The 24,556-nt window shown below is 66.6% G+C and carries 20 protein-coding genes; 9 read left to right on the top strand and 11 right to left on the bottom strand.

The genetic code is table 11. From position 1 onward, the window contains the following. Positions 1-45: 45 nt before the first annotated feature. The gene (locus tag EDF74_RS14910) at positions 46-810 is read right to left on the bottom strand and encodes a TatD family hydrolase (RefSeq protein WP_123730790.1); all 765 of its coding nucleotides are present in this window, start codon (positions 808-810) and stop codon (positions 46-48) included. Next, positions 807-1,031, bottom strand: coding sequence for a DUF6116 family protein (locus EDF74_RS14915; RefSeq protein ID WP_123730791.1), 225 nt, complete (start codon positions 1,029-1,031; stop codon positions 807-809). Before EDF74_RS14915 ends, EDF74_RS14910 begins: the two co-directional genes overlap by 4 nt. Positions 1,032-1,190: 159 nt before the next feature. Between EDF74_RS14915 and EDF74_RS14920 the strand changes: the two genes are divergently transcribed. The 8 genes from EDF74_RS14920 to EDF74_RS14955 all read left to right on the top strand — a co-directional run bounded on the left by EDF74_RS14920 (position 1,191) and on the right by EDF74_RS14955 (position 10,501). Then, a complete protein-coding gene (locus tag EDF74_RS14920; protein WP_123730792.1) occupies positions 1,191-2,021 on the top strand; it encodes a glycine zipper 2TM domain-containing protein in 831 nt (276 codons plus the stop codon). A 131-nt stretch (positions 2,022-2,152) separates the two neighbouring features. After that, a complete protein-coding gene (locus tag EDF74_RS14925; protein ID WP_123730793.1) occupies positions 2,153-2,704 on the top strand; it encodes a GNAT family N-acetyltransferase in 552 nt (183 codons plus the stop codon). A 90-nt stretch (positions 2,705-2,794) separates the two neighbouring features. Then, on the top strand, positions 2,795-3,454 hold the full coding sequence (locus EDF74_RS14930) for a glutathione S-transferase family protein (protein WP_123730794.1): 660 nt from the start codon (positions 2,795-2,797) through the stop codon (positions 3,452-3,454). Between the two features lie 46 nt (positions 3,455-3,500). Beyond that, a complete protein-coding gene (locus EDF74_RS14935; protein WP_123730795.1) occupies positions 3,501-5,780 on the top strand; it encodes a thiamine pyrophosphate-dependent enzyme in 2,280 nt (759 codons plus the stop codon). A gap of 3 nt (positions 5,781-5,783) precedes the next feature. Beyond that, on the top strand, positions 5,784-7,727 hold the full coding sequence (asnB, locus tag EDF74_RS14940) for an asparagine synthase (glutamine-hydrolyzing) (protein ID WP_123730796.1): 1,944 nt from the start codon (positions 5,784-5,786) through the stop codon (positions 7,725-7,727). A gap of 166 nt (positions 7,728-7,893) precedes the next feature. Further along, positions 7,894-8,454, top strand: coding sequence for an NADPH-dependent FMN reductase (locus EDF74_RS14945; RefSeq protein WP_123730797.1), 561 nt, complete (start codon positions 7,894-7,896; stop codon positions 8,452-8,454). Between the two features lie 214 nt (positions 8,455-8,668). Continuing rightward, positions 8,669-10,093 (top strand): replicative DNA helicase, encoded by a 1,425-nt coding sequence (locus EDF74_RS14950; RefSeq protein WP_121037974.1) that lies wholly within the window; start codon positions 8,669-8,671, stop codon positions 10,091-10,093. Between the two features lie 192 nt (positions 10,094-10,285). Next, positions 10,286-10,501, top strand: coding sequence for a hypothetical protein (locus EDF74_RS14955; protein ID WP_123730798.1), 216 nt, complete (start codon positions 10,286-10,288; stop codon positions 10,499-10,501). A 143-nt stretch (positions 10,502-10,644) separates the two neighbouring features. Here EDF74_RS14955 and lpdA read toward each other — a convergent pair whose 3' ends face one another. The 7 genes from lpdA to EDF74_RS14990 form a co-directional block, all read right to left on the bottom strand. Further along, entirely contained in the window at positions 10,645-12,081 is a 1,437-nt protein-coding gene (gene lpdA / locus EDF74_RS14960; protein WP_121037968.1) for a dihydrolipoyl dehydrogenase, read from the bottom strand. A 60-nt stretch (positions 12,082-12,141) separates the two neighbouring features. After that, the gene (gene sucB, locus EDF74_RS14965; protein ID WP_121037965.1) at positions 12,142-13,344 is read right to left on the bottom strand and encodes a dihydrolipoyllysine-residue succinyltransferase; all 1,203 of its coding nucleotides are present in this window, start codon (positions 13,342-13,344) and stop codon (positions 12,142-12,144) included. Positions 13,345-13,387: 43 nt separating this feature from the next. After that, positions 13,388-16,219: a 2-oxoglutarate dehydrogenase E1 component gene (locus EDF74_RS14970; protein WP_123730799.1), complete on the bottom strand. Its 2,832-nt coding sequence runs from the start codon at positions 16,217-16,219 to the stop codon at positions 13,388-13,390. 185 nt (positions 16,220-16,404) lie between these two features. Continuing rightward, positions 16,405-17,313, bottom strand: a complete 909-nt coding sequence (locus EDF74_RS14975; RefSeq protein ID WP_123730800.1) for a GNAT family N-acetyltransferase — start codon at positions 17,311-17,313, stop codon at positions 16,405-16,407. A gap of 14 nt (positions 17,314-17,327) precedes the next feature. Beyond that, positions 17,328-18,731, bottom strand: a complete 1,404-nt coding sequence (locus tag EDF74_RS14980; RefSeq protein ID WP_123730801.1) for a cupin domain-containing protein — start codon at positions 18,729-18,731, stop codon at positions 17,328-17,330. Positions 18,732-18,794: 63 nt separating this feature from the next. Next, positions 18,795-20,162 carry an adenylosuccinate lyase gene (gene purB, locus EDF74_RS14985; protein WP_123730904.1) on the bottom strand — a complete coding sequence of 456 codons (1,368 nt, stop codon included), beginning with the start codon at positions 20,160-20,162 and terminating at the stop codon, positions 18,795-18,797. A 37-nt stretch (positions 20,163-20,199) separates the two neighbouring features. Beyond that, positions 20,200-21,522 carry a hemolysin family protein gene (locus tag EDF74_RS14990; RefSeq protein ID WP_123730802.1) on the bottom strand — a complete coding sequence of 441 codons (1,323 nt, stop codon included), beginning with the start codon at positions 21,520-21,522 and terminating at the stop codon, positions 20,200-20,202. 295 nt (positions 21,523-21,817) lie between these two features. On the opposite strand from EDF74_RS14990, the gene EDF74_RS14995 reads away from it, so the two are divergent. After that, complete coding sequence (locus EDF74_RS14995) at positions 21,818-23,230, top strand: class II fumarate hydratase (RefSeq protein ID WP_123730803.1); 1,413 nt, start codon at positions 21,818-21,820, stop codon at positions 23,228-23,230. Between the two features lie 175 nt (positions 23,231-23,405). Here EDF74_RS14995 and EDF74_RS15000 read toward each other — a convergent pair whose 3' ends face one another. Together EDF74_RS15000 and EDF74_RS15005 are read right to left on the bottom strand one after the other, a co-directional pair. After that, positions 23,406-23,831: a hypothetical protein gene (locus EDF74_RS15000; protein ID WP_123730804.1), complete on the bottom strand. Its 426-nt coding sequence runs from the start codon at positions 23,829-23,831 to the stop codon at positions 23,406-23,408. 94 nt (positions 23,832-23,925) lie between these two features. Then, on the bottom strand, positions 23,926-24,534 hold the full coding sequence (locus EDF74_RS15005; RefSeq protein WP_123730805.1) for a DUF2884 family protein: 609 nt from the start codon (positions 24,532-24,534) through the stop codon (positions 23,926-23,928). Positions 24,535-24,556: the final 22 nt, after the last annotated feature.

Below are 24,556 nucleotides of genomic sequence, written 5' to 3' on the forward strand. Positions count from 1 at the left end.
GAGCCGGTCCAAACGTGCTGCTGCCATAGCCGGCCCCGGTCGCCGCTAGGACAACGCAAACAGGCGTCGCGCATTGGCCGTGGTCTGCGCGGCGATCGCCTCGGCCGGCTCCCCGCGCAGGCGCGCCACCGCCTCCAGGATCACCGGCAACCGTGCCGGCTCATTACGCTCACCACGAATCCCGGCATCGGGTTGGTCGGGCGCGTCGGTTTCCAGCAGCAGCTGCTCCAGGGGCATGCGGGCCACCAGCCGCTGCAGGCGCTGGGCGCGGTCATAGGTCAACGGGCCGCCCAGCCCGATCAGGAAGCCCTGCTTGTGCAGCTGCGCCGCCTGCTCTGGACTACCCGGGAAGCTGTGCACCACGCCACGCAGCCCGCCGATCTGCTTGATCGCCGCGATCACCGCATCCACCGCACGGCGCGCATGCACGATCACCGGCAGGTCGAAGTCGCGCGCCAGCCGCAGCTGGCCGAGGAAGTAGTGCTGCTGGGCGTCCGGGTCCAGCCCCTCGACGAAGAAATCCAGCCCGCACTCGCCCACTGCGCAGGGGCGCTCGCGTTCGAGCCACGCGCGCAGTTCCTCCAGGTGTTCGGGGCGGTGCTGGTCCAGAAACATCGGGTGCAGCCCGTAGGCCGGGTGCAGCCCGTCGGCCAGCCGGCACGCATCGCGCAGGCCGGGCCAACTGGCGGCAGTGACGGCGGGAACGACCTGGGCCATGACCCCGGCCGCGCGTGCGCGCGCGATCACCTCAGGGCGATCCGCATCGAACTCCCCCGCATCCAGGTGGCAGTGGCTGTCGATCAACCTCACGCGCGGCGCTTGGTCGGCAACGGCGGCGGAAGCTTGTCGCCGCGTCGCTTCCAGTTGGCCAGCAGCAGCGTGCCCAGGCCGAACAGGATTTCATCCACGAACGGCAGCGGGTCGGGAATCACCAGCGTCACCGCGAACAGCGCGGCGGTGATCTTGAACAGGGTGGGGTAGCGCAGCCGACGCGCCCATTCCAGCACCGGCAACAGTATGGGATTGGACATGAGGCACTCCTGGGCAGATGCTGTAAACGCTATCACGACCCCAAGGCTCACCGAACCTGAATGGGCGGCAGGATGTTCACGATCCGTGGAGATTCCGTTCAGGGTGGCCGTGCTGGAATTCACTCAAGAACGTTGCGGATCGTCCGCAAGGAGCCGGTTATGAAAAGTACAACTACTACTGCGTTGGTCGCTGCGGGTGCGTTGCTGGTTGGCGGTATCGCCACCGCTGCCTTCATGAAGGGCGGCAGTTCCTCGCCCGATGCGGTGACCGCTGCTCAGACCCGGCCCACTCTGGACACCACGCCACTCGCCGACGATGGCGCGCGCACCGACCAGCTGGCCATTGAAGACAAGGCCGGCAAGCTCGAGTACGCCGACATCGTCAAGGTCGATCCGCTGACCAAGAAGGAAAAGGCCTACGCCACCGTGATCGGCACCGAGCCGGTGCGCGAGACGTCCAGCACGCAGACGCCGCATGAAGTCTGCCAGGACGTGGTGGTGCAGGAACGCCTGCCCGAACGCGACGGCAACGTTGGCGGTACCGTCGCCGGTGCGGTCATCGGTGGCCTGCTGGGTAACCAGGTCGGTGGCGGCAATGGCCGCAAGGCAGCCACGGCCGCCGGTGCCGTTGCCGGCGGCATGATCGGCAACCAGGTGGACAAGCGCCATGTGGGTGGCCGCGTGGTCAACCGTACCGAGCGCCAGTGCCATACCGAAACCGCGACCTCCGAGTCGACCCGCGTGACCGGCTACAACGTCACCTACCGCAATGAAGACGGCACCACCGGCACCATGCGCATGGCCAGCAAGCCGGGCAACCGCATCCCGATGGGCACCACCAACGCGGTCACCGGTTACAACGTGACCTACCGTTACGACGGCGCCGAGAAGACCGTGAAGATGGACAACAAGCCGAGCAGCGATCGCCTGCCGGTGATCGACGGCCAGCTGGTCACCCAGACCGCTGCACTGGATGCGAACAGGCAGTAAGTTCCTGCCCCGTCAATGCACCACCAGCACGCCGGCATCTGCCGGCGTGCTGCGTTTTGGGGCGAGCCGCACGGCATGCCGATCAGTGCATCTGCGATCATGCCGGCACGCATGCGACACATGAGGACGCCATGAGCATTTTCGACCTCCAGCTGGAGACCGACCGTCTGATCCTGCGCCCACCGCGCGCCGAGGATTTCGATGCCTTCCTGCGCTTCTGCTCGGACCCGGAGGTGATGCAGCACCTGGGTGGCGTGCAGGCCCCGTCGCAGGCATGGCGCAGCTTCAGTTGCCTGGTCGGCAGCTGGCATCTGTACGGATTTTCGATGTTCTCGGTGATCGAAAAAAGCAGCGGTGAATGGGTCGGCCGCATGGGTCCGTGGCAGCCGCTGGACTGGCCGGGCACCGAGGTCGGCTGGAGCATCCGCCGCGAGAGCTGGGGCAGGGGCTATGCGCCCGAAGCGGCGGTGGCCAGCATGGACTGGGCGTTCGACACGCTGGGCTGGGAAGAGATCATCCACACCATCGATGCCGCCAACGAAAATTCCAAGGTCGTCGCGCGCAAGCTGGGCAGTTCGCTGTTGCGGATGGGCGAGCTGCCGCCACCGCATGCCGGCAAGCCGATCGAGATCTGGGGCCAGTCGCGCCAGCAATGGCAGCAGCGCCGCGCCACGCAGCGGTGATGCTGCACCCGCGCTTGGCAAAGGCGAGGCGGTGAGGCCAGACTCGGCATGGCGGGCAGGCCGCCCGCGATACATGGCCAAGAGGGTGCGATGACGTCGTTGCGGGCTCCATTGACGGTGTACGGCATGTCCGTGTCGGGCAACTGCCACAAGGTGCGGATGCTGCTGGAGCAGCTGGGGACGCGCTACCACTGGGTCGAGGTCGACAGTGCGCACGGCCAGACCCACACGCCGGATTTCCTGGCGATGAATCCCAACGCCAAAGTGCCGCTGGTGCAGCGCGACGACGGGCGCGTGCTGCCTGAATCCAACGCGATCCTGTACTGGCTGGCCGAGGGCACGCCGTACCTGACCACCGATGGCTGGGAGCGCGCGCAGACGCTGCGCTGGATGTTCTTCGAGCAGTACAGTCACGAGCCTTGCCTGGCGGTCGCACGTTTCATCAGCGGCTGGACACCCTTGGACTCGCCGCGCCGCAGCGAGCTGCCGCGCCTGCGCGAGCGCTCGGCACAGGCCCTGGCGGTGATGGAAGAGCACCTGGTCACGTCGCCTTGGTTCAGTGGCCGGGCCTACGGTATCGCCGATATCGCGTTGTTCGCCTACACCGATGTCGCGGCGGACGGCGGCGTCGCGCTGTCGCCGTACCCGGCGGTCCAGGGTTGGCTGCAGCGCGTGCGCGAGCAGCCGCGGTTCGTGCCCATGCCCACGCCGCTGCCGGAGGTGCAGGCCCTGTTCGCGCAGCCCATCTGAGGTCATCCGGTTGTCCACACCCGCAACACGTCACGGAGGGTGATGCATGTTTGCCGTGGTTCCCGATCCTATTCCCGCGCGCATGAAAGGCCTCAACCGGGCCGAGATCTGCGACGCCAACTTCATCGATTTCGTGCAGCAGTGGCGGGGTGATCCTGAGCCGACGCCAGCCCCCGGCAGTCCCATCCTGCCCGGCAGCACGCTGGACGCGCAGGGCTTTGCCGAACTGTTCGAATCCCAGCTGATCAGCCGCCACCTTGACCTGATGGCGCGCGTGCTGCGCGTGCAGAACAAGGTCTTCTACACCATCGGTTCGTCCGGCCATGAAGGCAACGCGCTGGTGGCACGCCTGGCCCGGCATACCGATCCGGCGTTCCTGCATTACCGCTCCGGCGGCTTCATGGCCGAGCGCTTCCGCAAGCTGCCGGGCATGGATCCGGTCATGGACGCGGCGCTCTCGTTCGCGGCCAGCCGGGACGATCCGGCCAGCGGCGGGCGCCATAAAGTGTGGGGCAGCAAACCGTTGTGGGTACTGCCGCAGACCTCCACGATCGCCTCGCACCTGCCCAAGGCCCTGGGCACCGCACTGGCCATCGAAAGCGGGCGACGCATCCGTCACACGCTGCCGATTCCCGAGGACAGCGTGGTGATCTGCTCCTTCGGCGATGCGTCGGCCAACCACGCCACCGCGCAGACCGCGTTCAACACGGCGGCGTGGGCGGCGTACCAGCGGCTGCCGGCGCCGATCCTGTTCGTCTGCGAAGACAACGGCATCGGCATTTCGGTCAAAACGCCGGACGGCTGGATCGCGCAGAGTTTCGCGCACCGCCCGGGCCTGGACTACTTCTTCGCTGACGGTCTGGATCTGGTCGAGGGCCACGCGCAGGTCGAGCGCGCGCTGGCGCATTGCCGGCAGACCCGCCGCCCGACCTTCCTGCACCTGCGCACCACGCGGTTGATGGGCCATGCCGGCACCGATTTCGAGATCGAATGGCGGCCGTTGCCGGAGCTGTGCGCCGCCGAGGCCAGCGATCCGCTGCTGCGCTCGGCGGCCATCGCCCTGCAGTCCGGGTGGATGACCGCCGCGCAGGTGCTCGATCTGTACGAGCGTGTGCGCGCGCGCTGTTTCGCGGCGGCCGCCGAGGCGGATCGACGCCCGAAGCTGACCGCTCTCGCCGAGGTCATTGCCCCACTGGCGCCGTACTCGCCGGCGGCGGTCCATGCCGAAGCCACGCGCGTGGCCGCTGATGACGCGCGTGCTGCCGCCTTCGGTGGTGCGGCGCAGCTGCCGGAAACCCATCCGCCGCGCCACCTGGCGATCCAGATCAACCAGGCCCTGCACGATCTGATGGCCAAGTACCCGGCCACGCTGCTGTTTGGCGAGGACGTCGCGCAGAAAGGTGGGGTGTACACGGTCAGCAAGGGCCTGCTCAAGGCGTTTGGCCCACGTCGCGTGTTCAACACCCTGCTGGACGAAACCATGATCCTGGGCATGGCGCAGGGCCTGGCCAACCTGGGCATGCTGCCGATACCGGAGATCCAGTACCTGGCCTACCTGCACAACGCGGCCGACCAGCTGCGTGGCGAGGCGTGCTCGCTGCAGTTCTTCTCCAACGATCAGTACCGCAACCCGATGCTGGTGCGCATTGCCGGGCTTGGCTACCAGAAAGGCTTCGGCGGGCATTTCCACAACGACAACTCGATCGCTGCGCTGCGCGACATTCCCGGCCTGGTGGTCGGCTGTCCGTCGCGCGGTGACGATGCGGCAATGATGCTGCGCACCTTGGCGGCGCTGGCGACCGTCGATGGCCGCATCGCGGTGTTCCTCGAGCCGATCGCGCTGTACATGACCAAGGACCTGCACGCGCCGGGAGATGGCCAATGGCTGTTCCCGTATCCGGCACCGGACCAGGCCCTGGTGCTCGGCGAGGGCCGGGTCTACGCGGCGGAGGCCAGTGACCTGGTCATCTTCACCTACGGCAATGGCGTGCCGATGAGCCTGCGGGCGGCACGGGCTATCGAGCAGCAACTGGGTTGGCAGGTGCGGGTGGTCGATCTGCGCTGGCTGGTGCCGCTCAATGCCGGTTTCATCGCTGGCCAGGCTGCCGATGCCCAGCGCGTGCTGGTGGTCGATGAGGGGCGGCACAGCGCGGGGGTGGGGGAGGGCGTGATCACCGCGCTGGTCGAGGCCGGGCTGGGGCACCTGCCGATCCGGCGGGTATGCGGGGCCGATACCTACACGCCGCTGGCGGGGGCAGCATTGTGCGTGCTTCCAAGCGACAATGCGGTATTGAACGCCGCCCTCGCGCTGGCGCAGGACCATTGATACATGTGTGGATTGGCAGGCATGTTGCTGCCCGCTCCGGCACGGGAGCAGGCAGCACTGGAAGAACAGGCGCGGCGCATGGGCGACGCATTGGTGCACCGTGGCCCGGATGACAGCGGGGTGTGGGCCGATGCCTCGGCCGGCATCGCGCTGGCGCACCGCCGGCTGAGCATCCTGGACCTGTCGCCGCTGGGCCATCAGCCGATGACCTCGGTGGATGGCCGTTATGTGCTGGCCTACAACGGCGAGGTCTACAATTTCGCCGAACTGCGCGCCGAGCTGGAAGCGCTGGGGCATGGCTTCCGCGGCCATTCGGATACCGAAGTGCTGCTGGCCGCGATCACCGAATGGGGCTTTGACGAGACCCTGCAGCGCAGCAACGGCATGTTCGCCATCGCGCTGTGGGACCGCGCCGAACGCTGCCTGTGGCTGGCCCGCGACCGGGTCGGCAAGAAACCGCTGTACTACGGCTGGGCCGGTGAAACGCTGGTGTTCGGCTCTGAGCTCAAGGCGCTGTGGCAGCACCCGGCCTTCGACAACGAGGTCGATCGCGATGCGCTGACCCTGCTGCTGCGGCTGGATTACATTCCCGCGCCGCACTGCATCCACGAACGCTGTTTCAAGCTGATGCCCGGCCGCGTGCTGCGGCTGGATGCCGAGGCGGTGGCCGCCGGCGCTGCCGCGCATCGCCCGGACCAGTTGCAGCAGCCGTTCTGGAACGCGCGCGAGCGCATGCAGCAGGCCCTGGCCGCGCCGTTCACCGGCAATGAGGCCGACGCCGAAGAGCGCTTGGATGCCGTGCTGCGCGACGCGGTCGCGCTGCGCATGGTGGCCGATGTGCCGGTCGGCGTCTTCCTCTCCGGCGGCACCGATTCCTCGGTGGTGGCCGCCCTGATGCAGGCGCAGTCGAGCCAGCCGGTGCACAGTTTCAGCATCGGCTTCACCGGTTCGGATCATGACGAGGCGCCGCTGGCCAAGTCGCTGGCCCAGCACCTGGGCTGCGATCACACCGAGCTGTATGTCAGCGGTGCCGACGCGCTCGCGGTGGTGCCCAGCCTGCCGGCGATGTTCGATGAACCCTTCGCCGATGCCTCGCAGGTGCCCACGGCGCTGGTCGCCAAGCTGGCGCGGCAGGGCGTGACGGTGGCGCTGTCCGGTGACGGCGGCGATGAACTGTTCTTCGGCTACACCCGTTACCAGCGGGCGATGCGCAACTGGCGCCTGCTGGGCAAGGTCCCCGCGCCGCTGCGGCGCTGGATGGCCAGCCATGCGCATACGCAGGGCGAGGCCTCGCGCACGGGTGGGCTGGCCGCGCTGCTGGCCGAGTCCGGCGCGCGCGGGATTGGCGATGTCTACCGCAACCGCATTTCGCGCTGGCGCGACCCGGTGGCGGCCGTTCGCGGTGCACAGGCGGCCGGCAGTTTCTATGACCTGGCCGATCCGCTGCACGGTGCCGGCTCGCCGGCGGACGCGATGATGTTGGCCGATTTCAGTACCTATCTGCCCGATGATCTGCTGTGCAAAGTGGACCGCACCAGCATGGCGGTCAGCCTGGAGGCGCGTGCACCGCTGCTGGACTGGCGGGTGGCCGAGTTCGCCTGGTCGCTGCCGATGGCGATGAAACAGCGCGACGGCGTCAGCAAGTACCTGCTCAAGCGCGTGCTGGGCCGCTACGTGCCGCAGGACATGGTGCACCGTCCGAAGCGTGGCTTCGGTGCCCCGGTCAGCGCGTGGCTGAAGGGTGACCTGCGTGGCTGGGCCGATGAACTGCTGGATCCGGCGCGGTTGGCCGAGGAGGGCGTGTTCAACGTCGAGGCGGTGGCGCCGCTGTGGCAGCAGTTCAAGCAGGGCGAGCGCAAATGGCACACGCATCTGTGGAACGTGCTGATGTTCCAGGCCTGGCAGGCGCATTGGCGCAACGCACGCGCCGACGTGACACGCGCATAGCGCCCCCTGTGCTGTCAGGTCTGGGCGGAAGGCAGCCACCCATGGGGTGGCTCTACCGGATGTGGTGTCGGCTGTAGAGCCACGCCATTCGTGGCTGACGTCGCCTTCACCGTTGCCGAAGGTGGGCCCGCCTAGGCTGGGCCTTTCCCCCAACGGAGCGAACGTGATGGCCGAATACAAGATCGCCGTACTGGTCGGCAGCCTGCGCAAGGGCTCGCACAATCAGGCGTTGGCCCACGCGCTGGAGAAACTGGCCGCCGGCAAGGCGGTGTTCTCCTATGTGGAGATCGGTGACCTGCCGTTGTACAACCAGGATTTCGACAAGGACTACCCGAGCCAGGGCCTCCGCCTGAAGCAGCAGATCCGGGATGCCGATGCGGTGCTGTTCGTCACCCCCGAATACAACCGCTCGGTCCCGGGCGTGCTCAAGAACGCCATCGACCTGGGCTCGCGCCCGTATGGCGACAGCGCCTTCGCCGGCAAGCCCGCAGCGGTGATCGGCGCCTCGATCGGGGTGATCGGCACTGCGCTGGCCCAACAGCACCTGCGCAACATCCTGGCCTACCTGGACATGCCGGTGCTGGGCCAGCCCGAGGCCTTCCTGCACTTCAAGGAAGGGCTGATCGACGCCCACGGCACGATCAGCAACGAGGGCACCAGGGACTTCCTGCAGGGCTTCGTGGACACGTTCATTGCCTGGGTCGGCACCCACGGCGGCACGCACTGATCCACCGCGAGGGGGTCATGCATCTGCGATAATGGCGTGGACGGACGTCGCAAGGGCGTCCGTCGCACGCGATGCGACGGCCCCGGCCGATCGTACCGGCAGGCGCCGGTATCCCCAGCTCATCCACTGTTTATCCACAGGTTTGTGCATGGCTGCGGGGCTCGCCGCGTGCCTACCATGTCCCACGCCTCACACTGCAGGAAGTACGCCCCCCATGTCCGCCCGTTCTGGCTTCCGTTCCGACCGCAAAGACCGCGGTGACCGCTTTGATCGCGATGAGATGCGCATCGACGCCCTGCGCGTGCCGCCGCATTCGATCGAGGCCGAACAGGCGGTGCTGGGCGGGCTGATGCTGGCCCCGGAGAGCTATGACCGGGTCAACGACCAGCTGACCGAAACCGACTTCTACCGCCGCGATCACCAGATGATCTACCGCGCGATCCGCGAGCTGTCCGAACGTGACCGCCCGTTCGATGCGGTGACGCTGGGCGAGTGGTTTGAATCGCAGGGCAAGATGGAGCTGGTCGGTGATGGCGCGTACCTGATCGAGCTGGCCAGCACCACGCCGTCGGCCGCCAACATCAGTGCCTACGCGGAGATCGTCCGTGACAAGGCGGTGCTGCGTCAGCTGATCCAGGTCGGCACCGACATCGTCAACGACGGCTTCCAGCCCGAAGGCCGCGAAAGCAGCGAGCTGCTCTCGGCAGCGGAAAAATCCGTGTTCGCGATCGCCGAGCAGGGCGCGCGCGGCCGTACTGATTTCGTGGCGATGCCCGGCGCGTTGAAAGACGCGTTCGAAGAGCTGCGCAACCGCTTCGAGAACGGCGGCAACATCACCGGCCTGCCGACCGGCTACACCGATTTCGATGCGATGACCGCCGGCCTGCAGCCGACCGATCTGATCATCCTGGCTGCGCGCCCGGCCATGGGCAAGACCACGCTGGCGCTGAACATCGCCGAGTACGCCGCGATCAAGTCCAAGAAGGGCGTGGCGGTGTTCTCGATGGAAATGTCGGCCTCGCAGCTGGCGATGCGTCTGATTTCCTCCAACGGCCGCATCAACGCCCAGCGCCTGCGTACCGGTCAGCTGGAAGATGAGGATTGGAGCCGGGTGACCGGTGCGATCCGGATGCTGAAGGAAACCAAGATCTTCATCGACGATACGCCGGGCGTGTCGCCGGAAATCCTGCGTTCCAAGTGCCGCCGCCTCAAGCGCGAGCACGACCTAGGCCTGATCGTGATCGACTACCTGCAGCTGATGAGCGTGCCGGGCAACAGCGAAAACCGCGCGACCGAAATCTCGGAGATCTCGCGTTCGTTGAAGGGCCTGGCCAAGGAACTCAACGTGCCGGTCATCGCGCTCTCCCAGCTCAACCGCTCGCTGGAAACGCGTACCGACAAGCGCCCGGTGATGGCCGATCTTCGTGAATCCGGCGCTATCGAGCAGGATGCGGACATGATCGTGTTCATCTACCGCGACGACTACTACAACAAGGAAACCTCGCCGGACAAGGGCCTGGCCGAGATCATCATCGGCAAGCACCGAGGCGGTCCGACCGGCTCGTGCAAGCTCAAATTCTTCGGCGAATACACCCGGTTCGACAACCTGTCGCACGATTCGGTGGGGTCGTTCGAGTAACGCCGAAGGCGTTACGGTAGTGCCGGCCGCTGGCCGGCTCCTATGGAACTGTCATCGTGCAGAGCCGGCCAGTGGCCGGCTCTGCCGTTTCATCGGCGTATCCCGGGCTTCGTCGCAAACCCGTTGCAGTGCGCCCGCGCAGGGCGCGATGGTGGTCTCCGGGCGGCAGGGTGCCGCCAACGGAGACCGACGATGAAGACCCTGTTCGCCTTGGGCGTGTGGTGCCTGCTGTTCGTGCTGTGCTGGCCGCTGGCGATCCTGGCCCTGGTGGCGTGGCCGTTCGTGTGGCTGTTGAGCCTGCCGTTCCGCCTGGTGGGCATCACCTTCTCGGCGCTGTTTGCCTTCCTGGGTGCACTGTTGATGCTGCCGGCGCGGGTCCTGGGCGGCGGGCGCACGGCGACGGCCTGAACAACACCGCGATCGGGTAGTGCCGGCCGCTGGCCGGCTGCTCTTCTGTCGGGATGGCGTGGAGCCGGCCAGCGGCCGGCACTACCTGTCGCCCACAAAAAACCCCGCCGAGGCGGGGTTTTTCGTTACGCCACCAACAAGGCTCAGTTGGCCTTGTGGATCGCGCGCTTGCTCACGGCCATCGCGGCGTCATGCACCACTTCCGACAGCGACGGGTGGGCGTGGCAGATGCGCGCCAGGTCGTCGGCCGAACCGCTGAACTCCATGGTCAGCACGCCTTCGTGCACCAGCTCGGAGACGTTCGCGCCGACCAGGTGCATGCCCAGGATGCGGTCGGTCTCGGCATGCGCCAGGACCTTCACGAAGCCGGTCGGCTCGATCATCGCCACAGCACGGCCGTTGGCGGCGAACGGGAAGCTGCCCGCCTTGTACGGGATGCCTTCGTCCTTGAGCTGCTGCTCGGTCTTGCCGACCCAGGCCAGCTCCGGCTCGGTGTAGATGACCCACGGGATGGTGTCGAAGTTGACGTGGCCCGGCAGGCCCGCGATCAGCTCGGCCACGGCGATGCCTTCTTCGAAGCCCTTGTGCGCCAGCATCGGGCCGCGCACGCAGTCACCGACCGCCCAGACGCCATTGACGCCGGTGTGGCAGTGCGCGTCCACTTCGATCTGGCCACGCTCGTTGATCTTGACGCCGGTGCCTTCGGCCAGCAGGCCCTTGGTGGCGGCGCGACGGCCAACGGCCACCAGCAGCTTGTCCACGATCAGGCTCTTCTCGCCTTCACCATCGGTGTAGGTCAGGGCGACTTCCTTCTTCTTGCCCTTGCCGGTCACCTCGGCCTTGGACACCTTGGCGCCCAGCCGGATGTCCAGGCCCTGCTTCTTGAATTCCTTCAAGGCGGTCTTGGCCACTTCGGCATCGGCGGCCGCCAGGAAGTCCGGCAGGGCTTCCAGGATGGTCACTTCCGAACCGAGGCGCTTCCAGACGCTGCCCAGTTCCAGGCCGATCACGCCGGCACCGATCACGGCCAGGCGGGCGGGGACTTCGGTGAAGTCCAGGCCGCCGACGTTGTCGACGATGGTCTCGCCGTCGAACTTGGCGAACGGCAGTTCGATCGAATCCGAACCGGCGGCGATGATGACGTTGGTGCCCTTCAGCTCGACTTCCGAGCCGTCGTGCTGCTTCACCTTGACGATGTTGCCCGGCTGCAGTTCACCGAAACCGTAGTACGCGGTGACCTTGTTCGCCTTGAACAGCATGGCGATGCCGCCGGTGAACTGCTTGACGATCTTGTCCTTGCGGCCAACCATCGCCTCGACGTCCATCTTGGCGTCCTTGAAGCTGATGCCGTGGTCGCCAAAGATGTGGCCCATGTTCCAGAACTGGCGCGAGGAATCCAGCAGCGCCTTGGACGGGATGCAGCCCACGCGCAGGCAGGTGCCGCCCAGGGCCGGCTTGCCGTCCTTGCCCAGCGCAGCGTCGATGCAGGCGGTCTTCAGACCCAGCTGCGCGGCGCGGATGGCGGCATGGTAGCCGGCCGGACCGGCACCGATGACGACGACGTCGAATTGTTCAGCCATTGATAGTTCCTTGTTTCTTTACCAGAACCCCTCCGCGCAGGCGCGGAGGGGTGGGAGGTCTTACAGGCCGAACAGCATGCGGCCCGGGTTTTCCAGCTGGTTCTTGATGTCCACCAGGAACTGGACCGAGTCCTTGCCATCGATGATGCGGTGATCGTAGGACAGCGCCAGGTACATCATCGGCGCGATCACGACCTGACCGTTCTGGGCGATCGGACGCTCCTTGATGGCGTGCATGCCCAGGATGGCGCTCTGCGGCGGGTTGATGATCGGGGTCGACAGTAGCGAGCCGAAGGTGCCGCCGTTGGTCACGGTGAAGGTGCCGCCCTGCAGTTCTTCCAGGCTCAGCTTGCCGTCACGGGCCTTCTTGGCGTAGTCGGCGATGGTCTTTTCGATGTCGGCGAACGACATGCGCTCGACGTTGCGCAGGACCGGGGTCACCAGACCCTTCTCGGTCGACACGGCGATCGAGATGTCCGAGTAACCGTGATAGATGATGTCGTCACCATCGATCGAGGCATTGACCAGCGGGAAGCGCTGCAGGGCGTTGGCGGCGGCCTTCACGAAGAAGCTCATGAAGCCCAGCTTGATGCCGTGGGCCTTGACGAACTCGTCCTGCAGATCCTTGCGCGCGGCCGAGACCTTGGACAGGTCGACCTCGTTGAAGGTGGTCAGCATCGCGGTGCCGTTCTTGGACTGCATCAGGCGTTCGGCGATGCGCTTGCGGATGCGGGTCATCGGCACGCGTTCTTCCGGTCGTGCGCCACCGGACTTGCCGGCGCCACCGTTGCGGGCGAAGTTGACGATGTCTTCCTTGGTCACCGCGCCGCGACGGCCGGTGCCGTCCACGTCGGCCGGGTTCACGCCTTCAGTGATGGCGGTGAAGCGGGCGCCCGGGGGCAGGGAGTCGGCAGCGGACTTGGCGGCCGGCGCCGGCGCTGCGGCAGCGGCCGGAGCAGCCGCCTTGGCCGGTGCGGCCTCGGCCTTCTTCTCTTCCGCGGCCGGAGCCGGGGCATCGGCCACGGCGCCTTCTTCGATGATCGCTACGACCTGGCTGGAGGTCACGGTGGCGCCCACCTCGAACTTGATCTCCTTCAGCACGCCGTCGACCGGCGACGGCACTTCCAGGACGACCTTGTCGGTTTCCAGATCAAGCAGGTTTTCATCGCGCTTGACGGCATCGCCGACCTTCTTGTGCCAGGTGGCGATGGTGCCGTCGGCGACGGATTCGGGCAGTACCGGGGCTTTGACTTCGGTGGCCATGCGGGAGCTTCCTGGTTTGTCTTTTCTAGAATGAGGGGGAGAGTTATTCAGCGACCGAGTCGTTGAACGGGTTGACCAGGGCATCGGCGATCAGCTTCTGCTGTTCGATGATGTGGTCAGCCATGTGTCCAGCGGCCGGCGATGCCGAACGGGCGCGACCTGCGTAATGGATGCTCTGGCCATCGGCCAGGCACGCCTGCAGGTGGTGACGGATCTGGTACCAGGCACCCTGGTTCTGCGGTTCTTCCTGACACCACACCACATCGGCCGCCTTGCCGTACTTCTTCAGCTCTGCTGCCAGTGCCACGCGCGGGAACGGATACAGCTGCTCCACGCGGATGATGGCGACATCGTCCTGGCCACGCTTGGTCTGGTCTTCCAGCAGGTCGTAGTAGACCTTGCCCGAGCACAGCACCACGCGCTTGACCTTCTTGGCGTCTGCGTTGGCATCGCCGATCAGGTGCTGGAACTCGCCGTTGGCCAGTTCGTCCAGGGTCGACACGGCCAGCTTGTGGCGCAGCAGCGACTTGGGCGACATCACGATCAGCGGCTTGCGGGTGGTCATGCGCATCTGGCGGCGCAGCATGTGGTACGCCTGCGCCGGGGTCGACGGCACGCACACCAGCATGTTCTCCAGCGCGCACAGCTGCAGGAAGCGCTCCAGACGCGCGGAGCTGTGTTCCGGCCCCTGGCCTTCATAACCGTGCGGCAGCAGCAGGGTCAGACCGGTGATGCGGCCCCACTTGGCTTCGCCGGCGGCGATGAACTGATCGATTACGACCTGGGCGCCGTTGGCGAAATCGCCGAACTGGCCTTCCCAGATGCACAGGGTGTTCGGATCGGTGGTGGAGAAGCCGTACTCATAGGCCATCACCGCTTCTTCGCTGAGCAGCGAATCGATGATGGTGGCCTGTTCCGGCGACTCGACCAGCTGGCGCAGCGGCAGGTAGTAGTTGTCGGTCTTCTGGTCGTGCAGGATCGCGTGGCGGTGGGTGAACGTACCGCGGCCCACGTCCTGGCCGACCAGGCGCAGGTTGTTGCCTTCATCGAGGATCGTGGCGTAGGCCAGGTTCTCGGCAAAGCCCCAGTCGCCCGGGATCTCGCCGGCGGCCATCTTGCGGCGGTCGTCATAGACCTTGGCCACGCGCGAGTGCAGTTCCACGCCTTCGGGCACGGTGTTGATCATCTGCGCCAGCTGCTTGACCTTCTCCATGCCGACCGCGGTGGAGACCGCGTCGGAGAGCTTGCCGTTGAGCAGCTTGGGCCAATCCACATACATCTTGCTTGTGGCCGGGGTCTTTTCGACCTGGGCCAGCTCGGTGGTGACTTCGCCGGCATCGAGCTTGTTGCGGTAGGCATCGACCAGCGCCTTGCCGCCACCGGCTTCGATCACGCCGGCAGCTTCCAGCGCCGCAGCGTACAGCTCGCGGGTGGTCTGGTGCTTGCGGATCACCTGGTACATCAGCGGCTGGGTGATCGCCGGTTCGTCGGCCTCGTTATGTCCCCAACGGCGGTAGCACATCAGATCGATGACCACGTCCTTGGCGAACTTCTGGCGGAACTCGAAGGCCAGCTGGGCAGCAAACACCACGGCTTCCGGATCGTCGCCATTCACGTGCAGCACGGGGGCGGCGATCATCTTGGCCACGTCGGTGGCGTAGCGCGTGGAGCGCGTATCCAGCGGGTTGGAGGTGGTGAAACCGACCTGGTTGTTGACCACGATGTGCACCGTGCCACCGACGGCGAAGCCGCGGGCCTGGGACATCTGGAACAGCTCCATCACCACGCCCTGGCCGGAGAAGGCCGCGTCGCCGTGGATCAGGATCGGCATCACCTGCTTGCGGGCGGTATCGCCACGACGTTCCTGGCGCGAGCGCACGCTGCCGGCCACGACCGGGTCGGCGATTTCCAGGTGCGACGGGTTGAACGCCAGCGCCAGGTGGACGGCGCCGCCCGGGGTGGAGACGTCGGCCGAGAAGCCCATGTGGTACTTCACGTCACCCGCCGAGGCGTGGTCGTCGTGCTCGAACTTGCCTTCGAACTCGTCGAACAGCTTGCGCGGGCTCTTGCCGAGGGTGTTGACCAGCACGTTCAGGCGGCCGCGGTGGGCCATGCCGATCACCACGTCCTTGACGCCATCCTTGCCGGCGTCACGGATGATGGTGTCCATCATCGGGATCAGCGCATCGCCGCCTTCCAGCGAGAAGCGCTTCTGGCCGACGTACTTGGTGTGCAGGTAGCGCTCCAGACCCTCGGCAGCCGTCAGGCGCTCCAGGGTGCGGCGCTGGGTGTCCGCGTCCAGGTTGTAGCTGCCACCGGCCAGTTCCAGGCGCTGGTACAGCCACTGGCGCTGCTCGACCTCGGAGATGTGCATGAATTCCGCACCGATCGAGCCGGTGTAGGTCTTCTTCAGGCGCTCCAGCAGATCGCGCAGTTTCATGCGCGGCTGGCCGGCGACACCGCCGGTGCTGAACTCACTGCCCAGGTCGCTTTCCGACAGGCTGTGGAACGGCAGACCCAGATCCGGCGGATTGGTCGGTGCGGTCAGGCTCAGCGGGTCCAGGCGGGCGGCCATGTGACCACGCGAACGGTAGGCGGTGATCAGGCGACCGACATTGCGCTCGCGCTCGTCGCCGGCACCGGCGGCCGTGCCGCTCTTGACGGCATTCCTGGCGGCGTCGGCAATGTGGGCGATGACGGCCGAATGCGGAATATCACCGGCTTCGCGGCCCTGGAAGCCGTCGAAGTAGGTCTTCCATTTGGGATCGACACTGTCCGGAGAAACGAGGTACTGCTCGTACAGATCCTCGATATAGGAGGCGTTGCCGCCGGCGAGCTGCGAAGATTGCGCAAACTGCTTCAGTTGATTGTCCACGATGGAGAGTCGGATTCGCTTGTGGGGTAAGGCTTCGATGATCCGGCAGGGAAAAGTGAATAGCCCTGCGCGGGCGGTATCTAACACCCCAAATTGTACCCCCATCGAGACAGGAAGGGGCACCGTACGGGCCAGTGCGGGGCCCGCGGTGTCATTCCCAGACAGGTTCGGGACCGGGGTGTGAGCTACAGCCCGAGCGCGCGCAGCTCGCTGCAATCACGCGAACGTTCCCATACGCGCTGCAAACCGTCCTGCAACGGCCGCGAACGTGCCGGCTGGGACACACCCGCCTCGCCGTCGAAGCGATGCCCGCTACTACGAAAGTAGTAGTCGCCGGCGTCATTGAGCAGGCAGGCCGATGCCGTCGTGCGGTCGATCGGATCGCTCACTTCGCGCACCCGGAAGACGCTCGGCAGGCGCTGCAGCAGGCTCAACACGGGCGAGCCGGCCTGACGGATGGCGGCACTGTCGTGGACGATCAGCCAGGCCTGTTTGTCGTGGCGGGCGGTGGCGTAGCGGCGCAGTGCTTCCAGCACCGGCGGTGCATCGAGCAGACCGGGGTCGAGCTGGCGGCTGTGGATCCAGAGCTGGCGGCGGGCGCGGTGGACCAGCGCGGTGGTGATTGCCACGGCGTCCTCGGCCCGGTCGATCGCGACCGCCCCGGAAAGGACAAGCCGCATGTGCTGGTGGGCGATACCGGCCTCTTCGAAGACCTCGCCCTCGGGCAGGAAGCCCTGCCGGGTATAGAACACGCGGGCCGGCAGCTGCGCATGCAGCCCGACCCCGCGCCAGCCACGGGCGCGGGCCTGATCGATCAGGGCCTGCAGCAGTGCGTCGCCGACGCCTTTGCCGCGCCAGGCCGCAAGCACCGCCATCCGGCCGATCCGGCCCTCCGGGGTGAGCCGGCCCGCACCGATCGGCGTGCCGACGGTGTCCCGGGCCAGGACGTGCACGCTCAGGGGATCGAGCGCGTCGATCTCCAGCTCGGCCGGTACCTGCTGTTCGTCGACGAACACGGTGAACCGCACCCGGTGCAGCGCGGCGTGCTGCGCCGGGTAATCGACCACGTCAACCTGGAAACCGGGGGCGGCCATGGCGGGCGGGCGGATCAGCCGCGCGGCGGCTCGTCCTTGCCGTCGGCCTCGTCGCTGTCGTCGAAATCGACGATCACTTCGATGCCGTCGTCGTGGATGGTCACCTCGTGCACGTCGGCCTGGATGGCCTGGTCATCGATGACCTCGACCGCCTCGGTGCCGTCGACGATGTCGTACTCGGCGACGTAGTCGTCTTCGTCCTCGAACCCGGCATCGTCCACCAGCTGGTAGAAGCCGCCGGCGACCAGCGCCTGCACGGCATCACGGCCCTTGGCCGAGAGCTTCTGGTACAGCGCCGCGCCGATCTTTTCGGTGCCGGCCAGTACCTGCGCATCCTTGACCGGCAGGGCGAAGTCCAGGCCGCTGCAGTACAGGCTGGCGCCACGCTTGGCACGGCGCCAGGCCAGCCGCGCCCACGGGTGGCGCTGCAGTTCCACGCCCGCGCCGAGGGCGGCTTCGATCTCTTCGCGCGGCAGCGGTTCGCCGTGTGCCATCACTTCCCCGGCGGCGCGGTAGGTGGTGATGAAGCGGCCGAACCAGTCGCCCAGCTTGTCCGGGTCGTTCATGCGGATCGCATTGAGCGCTTCGACCACGCGGTTCATCGAGACCACGTCGATCTCGGTCGGGTCCTCGGGCACCTTCAGGTCCGGATCCTGGTAGCGGATGGCCTCGTCGGCACCGTCGATCAGGGTATCGAGGTAGTCGCTGATCAGCTCGGCCGAGGCCGGGGCACGCATGCCGAAGGAGAAGGTCAGGCAGGGGTCTTCGGCGACGCCGTTGTGCGGCACGTTCGGCGGCAGGTACAGCATGTCACCGGGAGCCAGCACCCAGTCGTGGGTCGGCTTGAAGCGGCGCAGCAGCTTGAGTTCGACGTCGTCGCGGAACTCCAGCGGCGGGCGCTTGCCCTTGATGGATTCGCTGGCGTCGATCTGCCAGCGGCGGTGTCCATGGGCCTGCAGCAGGAAGACGTCGTACTGGTCGACATGCGCGCCGACCGAGCCGCCGGTGGCGGCGAAGCTGATCATCACGTCATCCATGCGCCAGCGCGGCAGGAAGTTGAAGTGGCTGATCAGGGCGCGCACGTCGGCGTCCCACTTGTCCACGTCCTGGACCAGCAGGGTCCAGTCGTGGTCGGGCATGCCGGGGAACTCTTCTTCCTGGAACGGGCCGGTACGCACGCTCCAGCCATCGGTGGCGCGGTCGTGGGTGATCAGGCGCGACAGCGCGCCTTCCTCGCAGGCCAGGCCGGCGAGGTCTTCGGGCTGGACCGGCGTTTCGAAATCGGGGAACGCGCCACGGATGAGCAGCGGGCGCTTCTGCCAGTAATCGCGCAGGAAGGTGGCAGCGGGCATGCCCAGCGGCAGGCCGGGGCGGGCCTGGATGTCGATGACGGGGGTTTTGGTCTTGCGTGCGGCCATGGGGGAGATCCTTGCAGCGTATAGACGGGTATTCGGGGGCGCGACGGTGCCGTGCCCATGCCTTCAGATCGCTTTGGCCAGGTCCGCCGCCAGGCCGATGTAGCCGCCCGGCGTCAGGGCGCGCAGGCTCTGCTTGGCATCGGCCGGCAGTTCCAGGGATTCGACGAAGGCCTGCATCGACTCGGTCGTGATGCCCTGGCCGCGGGTGAGCGCCTTGAGCTGCTCGTAAGGGTTGGGCAGGCCGTGGCGGCGCATGACGGTCTGCACGGCTTCGGCCAGTACTTCCCATGCGGCATCCAGATCGGCGTCCAGGCGTTCCGGGTTCACGGTCAGCTTGCCCAGGCCCTTGGCCAGCGAGTCCAGGGCGACCTGGGTGTGGCCGAAGGCGGTGCCGACCGCACGCAGCACGGTGGAGTCGGTCAGGTCACGCTGCCAGCGGCTGATCGGCAGCTTGGCGCTGAAATGCTCGAACAGGGCGTTGGCGATGCCGAAGTTGCCTTCGGCGTTTTCGAAATCGATCGGGTTGACCTTGTGCGGCATGGTCGACGAGCCGACTTCGCCTTCCTTGAGCTTCTGCTTGAAGTAGCCCAGCGAAATATAGCCCCAGACGTCGCGGGCCAGGTCGATCAGGATGATGTTGGCGCGGCGCGCGGCATCGCCGATTTCGGCGACGTTGTCGTGCGGTTCGATCTGGGTGGTGTACGGGTTGAACACCAGGCCGAGGCTCTCCACGAAGCGCTGGGCGAAGGCCGGCCAGTCCACGTCCGGGTAGGCGATGACGTGGGCGTTGTAGTTGCCCACCGCGCCGTTGATCTTGCCGGTCAGCTCCACCGCGGCGATCTGGCGGCGCTGACGCTCCAGGCGGGCGACGACGTTGGCCACTTCCTTGCCCAGGGTGGTCGGCGAGGCGGTCTGGCCGTGGGTGCGCGACAGCATCGGCTGCGCGGCCTGGGCGTGGGCCAGGGCACGCAGCACGCCGGCGATGTTGTCCAGCGAGGGCAGCAGCACTTCGCGGCGGGCCTGCTCAAGCATGAGGCCGTAGCTGAGGTTGTTGATGTCTTCGCTGGTGCAGGCGAAATGCACGAACTCCAGCGCCGGGCCCAGCTCGGCATCGGCGGTGAGCTGCTCCTTGATGAAGTACTCCACGGCCTTGACGTCGTGGTTGGTGGTGCGCTCGATCTCCTTCACCCGCGCGGCGTGGGCCGGGGCGAAGTCGTCGGCGAGGGCGCGCAGGCGGGCGGTGGCAGCGGCCGAGAACGGGGCCAGTTCGACGATGCCCGGCTCATTGGCCAGCGCCAGCAGCCATTCCACTTCCACCTTCACGCGGGCCTTGATCAGGCCGTATTCGGAGAAGATCGGGCGCAGGGCGTCGACCTTGCCGGCGTAGCGGCCATCGAGCGGGGACAGGGCGAGCAGGGCAAATTCGGACATGGCAGGGCGCAGATCGGTGGCAGCGGGGGCCGCCATTCTACGCTGCCCCGGCGTCCTCGGCCTGTGCCATGCGCACCGTCACCGCCTGGATCCGGTGCCCGGCCATGCGCTTGATCGTGAACAGGTGTCCGTCGATTTCCAGCTGTTCGCCTTCCTCGGGCAGGCGCTGGAGCTGGTGCACGATCAGCCCGCCCACCGAATTCAGATGGTCGGGCGCGCTCAGGTCATGGCCCAGCAGGCGCTCCAGCCGGAAGATGGAGGTCGAGCCGGCCACCAGCAGGGTGCCGTCCGCGCCGCGGGTCGGGGCATCCTTGACGATATGCGGGTGCTCGTCCTCGATATCGCCGACCACCACTTCCAGCAGGTCTTCCAGGGTGAAGTAGCCCAGGATGCGGCCGTGTTCTTCCACGCACAGTGCCAGGTGGGTGGTGCCGGTGCGGAAGCGTTCCAGCACCAGCGGCACCGGGGTCTCCAGCGCGATCAGGTTGGCCGGGCGCAGCAGCGGGCGCAGGTCGTCGGTCGGATGGCCGCGGGCGATCTCCACCAGCAGGTCCTTCATGTGCAGGATGCCGAGCACTTCCTCGCCGTCGCGGTCGAACCACGGGTAGCGGCTGTAGCGGCTCTCGGCGAACTCGGCCATGACATCGGCCAGGCTCATCCCGTCGCGGAACGAACGCATATGGTCGCGCGAGCGCATCAGGTCGCCGGCCACCAGTTCGGGCAGTTCCAGCGCGTGGCTCATCAGGGTGAGGTCCTGGTCCGGCGCGCTGCCAGTGGGTTGCTGGCGGCCCACGATGAGCTTGAGTTCCTCGCGCGAGTAACGGTGCGAGGTGTGCTCCACATCCCCCCAGCCGGCCGCTCTCAGCAGCGCGTTGGCGCTGTTGTTGAGCAGCCAGATGGCCGGGTACATCGCCCAGTAGAACAGGTACAGCGGTGCGGCCGTCCACAGCGACATCGCTTCCGGGCGGCGGATCGCCATCGATTTCGGGGCCAGTTCGCCGAGCACGATGTGCAGGAACGAGATGATGCTGAAGGCGATGATGAAAGCGGTCAGGCGAGACGCTTCCGGGGTCAGCCCCAGCGTATCGAACAACGGCTGCAGCAGATGCGCGAACGCCGGTTCACCCACCCAGCCCAGGCCCAGCGAGGACAGCGTGATGCCCAGCTGGCAGGCGGACAGATACGCATCCAGGTGCGCGTGCACGTTGAGCAGCAGACGACCGCGCCAGCCGTTTTTTTCTGCAAGGCCGACGGCCTGGGTGTGGCGCAGCTTGACCAGGGCGAACTCGGCGGCCACGAAGAAGCCGTTGAGCACCACCAGCAGCAGCGCCAGCGCAAGGAGCAGGAGGTTGCCGATCATCCACGGCTCCGCAGCACGGCTGCCAAGGCGAGAACGGCACCCGCGGTCGCCGGGGTGGCGAGGGCGGTCATCGGTGCGTGCGCGGCGGCACGCCCGGTACTACTGTCGGGATCGTCACCCATGGGGGCGGCAGTCTGTCTGAATGGAAACGAATCCCGAGTCTAGCCGATCAGTCGCTTTCTTGGGTTTCAGCGGCGCTTGAGGGTATCGTGATGTGCGCCGCCAGCCAGGGAATCAGGCCCGTTGCCAGCCGCAGGTTCCCTTTCATCCACGAAAGACGTGCGGAGTTGATGCAATGAGCAAGGGTTTCAGGATTGAACACGACAGCATGGGCGAGCTGCAGGTGCCCGCTGATGCGTTGTGGGGCGCGCAGACCCAGCGCGCCGTCGATAATTTCCCGGTGTCGGGCCAGCGTATGCCGCGTGGTTTCATCCGCGCGCTCGGCCTGGTCAAGGGTGCTGCGGCGAACGTCAACGTCGAGCTGGGCCATCTGCCGCGCAACATCGGCAAGGCCATCGAAGCCGCTGCGGCGGACGTTGCCGACGGCCGCCACGACGCGCACTTCCCGATCGATGTGTACCAGACCGGTTCGGGCACCTCCTCGAACATGAATGCCAATGAGGTCATCGCCACGCTCGCCAACCGCGCGGGCAAGGCCGGCAAGACCGCGGTGCATCCCAACGATCACGTCAACCAGGGGCAGAGCTCCAACGATGTGATTCCCACCGCGCTGCGTGTCTCCGCGCTGCTGGGCGTGCATGAGCAGCTGCTGCCTTCACTGGTGCACCTGCGCAAGACCATCGACAAGCGCGGCCGTGCGCTGCGCAAAGTGGTCAAGACCGGTCGCACCCATCTGATGGACGCGATGCCGCTGACCTTCGAGCAGGAATTCGGTGCGTGGTCGGCGCAGTTGTCCTCCGCACAGGATCGCATCGAGGACAGCCTCAAGCGGCTGCGGCGCCTGCCGCTGGGCGGCACGGCGATCGGCACCGGCATCAATGCCGATCCGCGGTTCGGCACGCTGGTGGCCAAGCAGCTCAAGCAGCAGACCGGCATCAAGTTCGACAGCGCTGAGAACAAGTTCGAAGGCCTCGCCGCGCAGGACGATGCGGTTGAACTGTCCGGCCAGCTCAATGCGTTGGCGGTGGCGCTGATCAAGATCGCCAACGACCTGCGCTGGATGAATGCCGGTCCGTTGGCCGGGCTGGGCGAGATCGAACTGCCGGCGCTGCAGCCAGGCAGCTCGATCATGCCGGGCAAGGTCAATCCGGTAATCCCGGAAGCCACCGTGATGGTGTGCGCCCAGGTGATCGGCCACCACACCGCGATCACCGTGGCGGGCCAGACCGGCAACTTCCAGTTGAACGTGACGCTGCCGTTGATCGCGGCAAATCTTCTCGATGGCATCACCCTGCTGGCCAACATCACCCGTCTGCTCGCCGACACCGCGATCGCCGGGCTGAAAGTGCGCGAGGATCGCGTCCGCGAGGCACTGGATCGCAACCCGATCCTGGTGACTGCGTTGAACCCGATCATCGGCTATGAGAAGGCGGCGGCGATCGCCAAGCGTGCCTACAAGGAACAGCGCCCGGTGCTGGACGTGGCCAAGGAAGACAGTGGCCTGTCCGAAGCCGAACTGCGCAGGCTGCTGGATCCGGCGGCACTGACTGCCGGTGGCATCCATGGCGGTGGTGGCGGGGCCGGTTGACCGCTCGCACTACCTGAAACGAGAAACGGGCCGAACGGCCCGTTTTTTGTGCGTGAGCCCCGCAGCGGCCGGCGGGCCCCAGGGCAAAATCAAGGAGGAGGCCGTCGCCGCCAGGCGGCGGACGGGGGACATTTGCCCTGGGGCCTGCCGGTCACTGCGGGGCTCGCGCACAAACTCAGTGGCGATCGGCCTGCAGATTACCGAAGGTCTCGGTGTAGTCCTTGAATTCCGGGATCTTCGTGATCAGGTCCGGCGGGATCGGCTGCATGCCCTCGGGGACCTGGATCTTCACCGAGCGCTTGGCCGGGTCCGGCGGGGCATCGGTCAGGGTGTTCTGGCGCAGCACCTGCAGCTGGCCGAACATGACCTGCAGCATCGCGTGCTGCTCCTGGTTGAGCGGGATCTCGATCTCATCGATCTTCATGTGCCCGTTGGGCAGGATGATGATGTTCGGCGCAGGCGCGCGGCGCACGGTAACCATGCCGTCACTGACGGTGATCTTGGGCTTGCTGCGCTCGGCGCGGTGATTGCGGTACTCCTGATCGCAACCGGTGGCGACCAGGCAGAACAGGGCGAACAGCAACAGACTCAGCTTCTTCATGAGCAGGGCAACGCATGCGACGGGAGGGGAGATTGTAGTCCTCCCGCACTGGGAAGGGCCTGCCTGCGACGCATCGTCGCAGGCAGTGCCGGGATTACTTGCCGCAGTCGTCGATGTCGCTCTGGTCCATCGTCGCGTACGGCTGGAAGGCCGGCAGCGCGGCGGCCAGCGCCTGCTGCCTGGCCATCATGCCCGGCAGCAGCCCACACAGCTTCTGGGCCTGGTCCTCGATCTTCTTGGCCTCTTCATTCACCCGTGCCTCGATCCCCTGGGTATCGCCGGAGAACATGCCCTTGATAGCTTCACCGGCGGCTTTCACGCCCAGATTGGCACCGGCGACGCCGATTTCCATGCCGGCATTGGCGAGCTGCTCGACCTGCTTGCGGTAGTCCAGCAGCAGCGCACGCTGGTGGGCGTCCACGGTGACCGGCTTGCCGTCGATGAGCAGGTCGCCCTGGGGGCTGATCTCCGCCTTCGGAGTCTTCCCGTTGGCGATGGAAATGTTGCCCTGGCTGATCTCCCGGCGGGCCTTCTCGGTGGCCTCCTGCACGGTCTTGCCGATGCCATCGGTATCCAGCGCGCTGGTCGCCGGGGCGGCGGCGCTCTGGTCGGCAGGCGCCTTGCCCTTGCCACTGTCGGGGGCGGTACAGGCTGCGATCGGCAGGCACAACAGCAGGGCAGGCAGCAGCAGTCGAGTCGTCATGATGCGTATCCGTCGGAGGAGA

Source organism: Stenotrophomonas rhizophila (assembly GCF_003751305.1).
Classification (GTDB): Bacteria; Pseudomonadota; Gammaproteobacteria; order Xanthomonadales; family Xanthomonadaceae; genus Stenotrophomonas; species Stenotrophomonas rhizophila_B.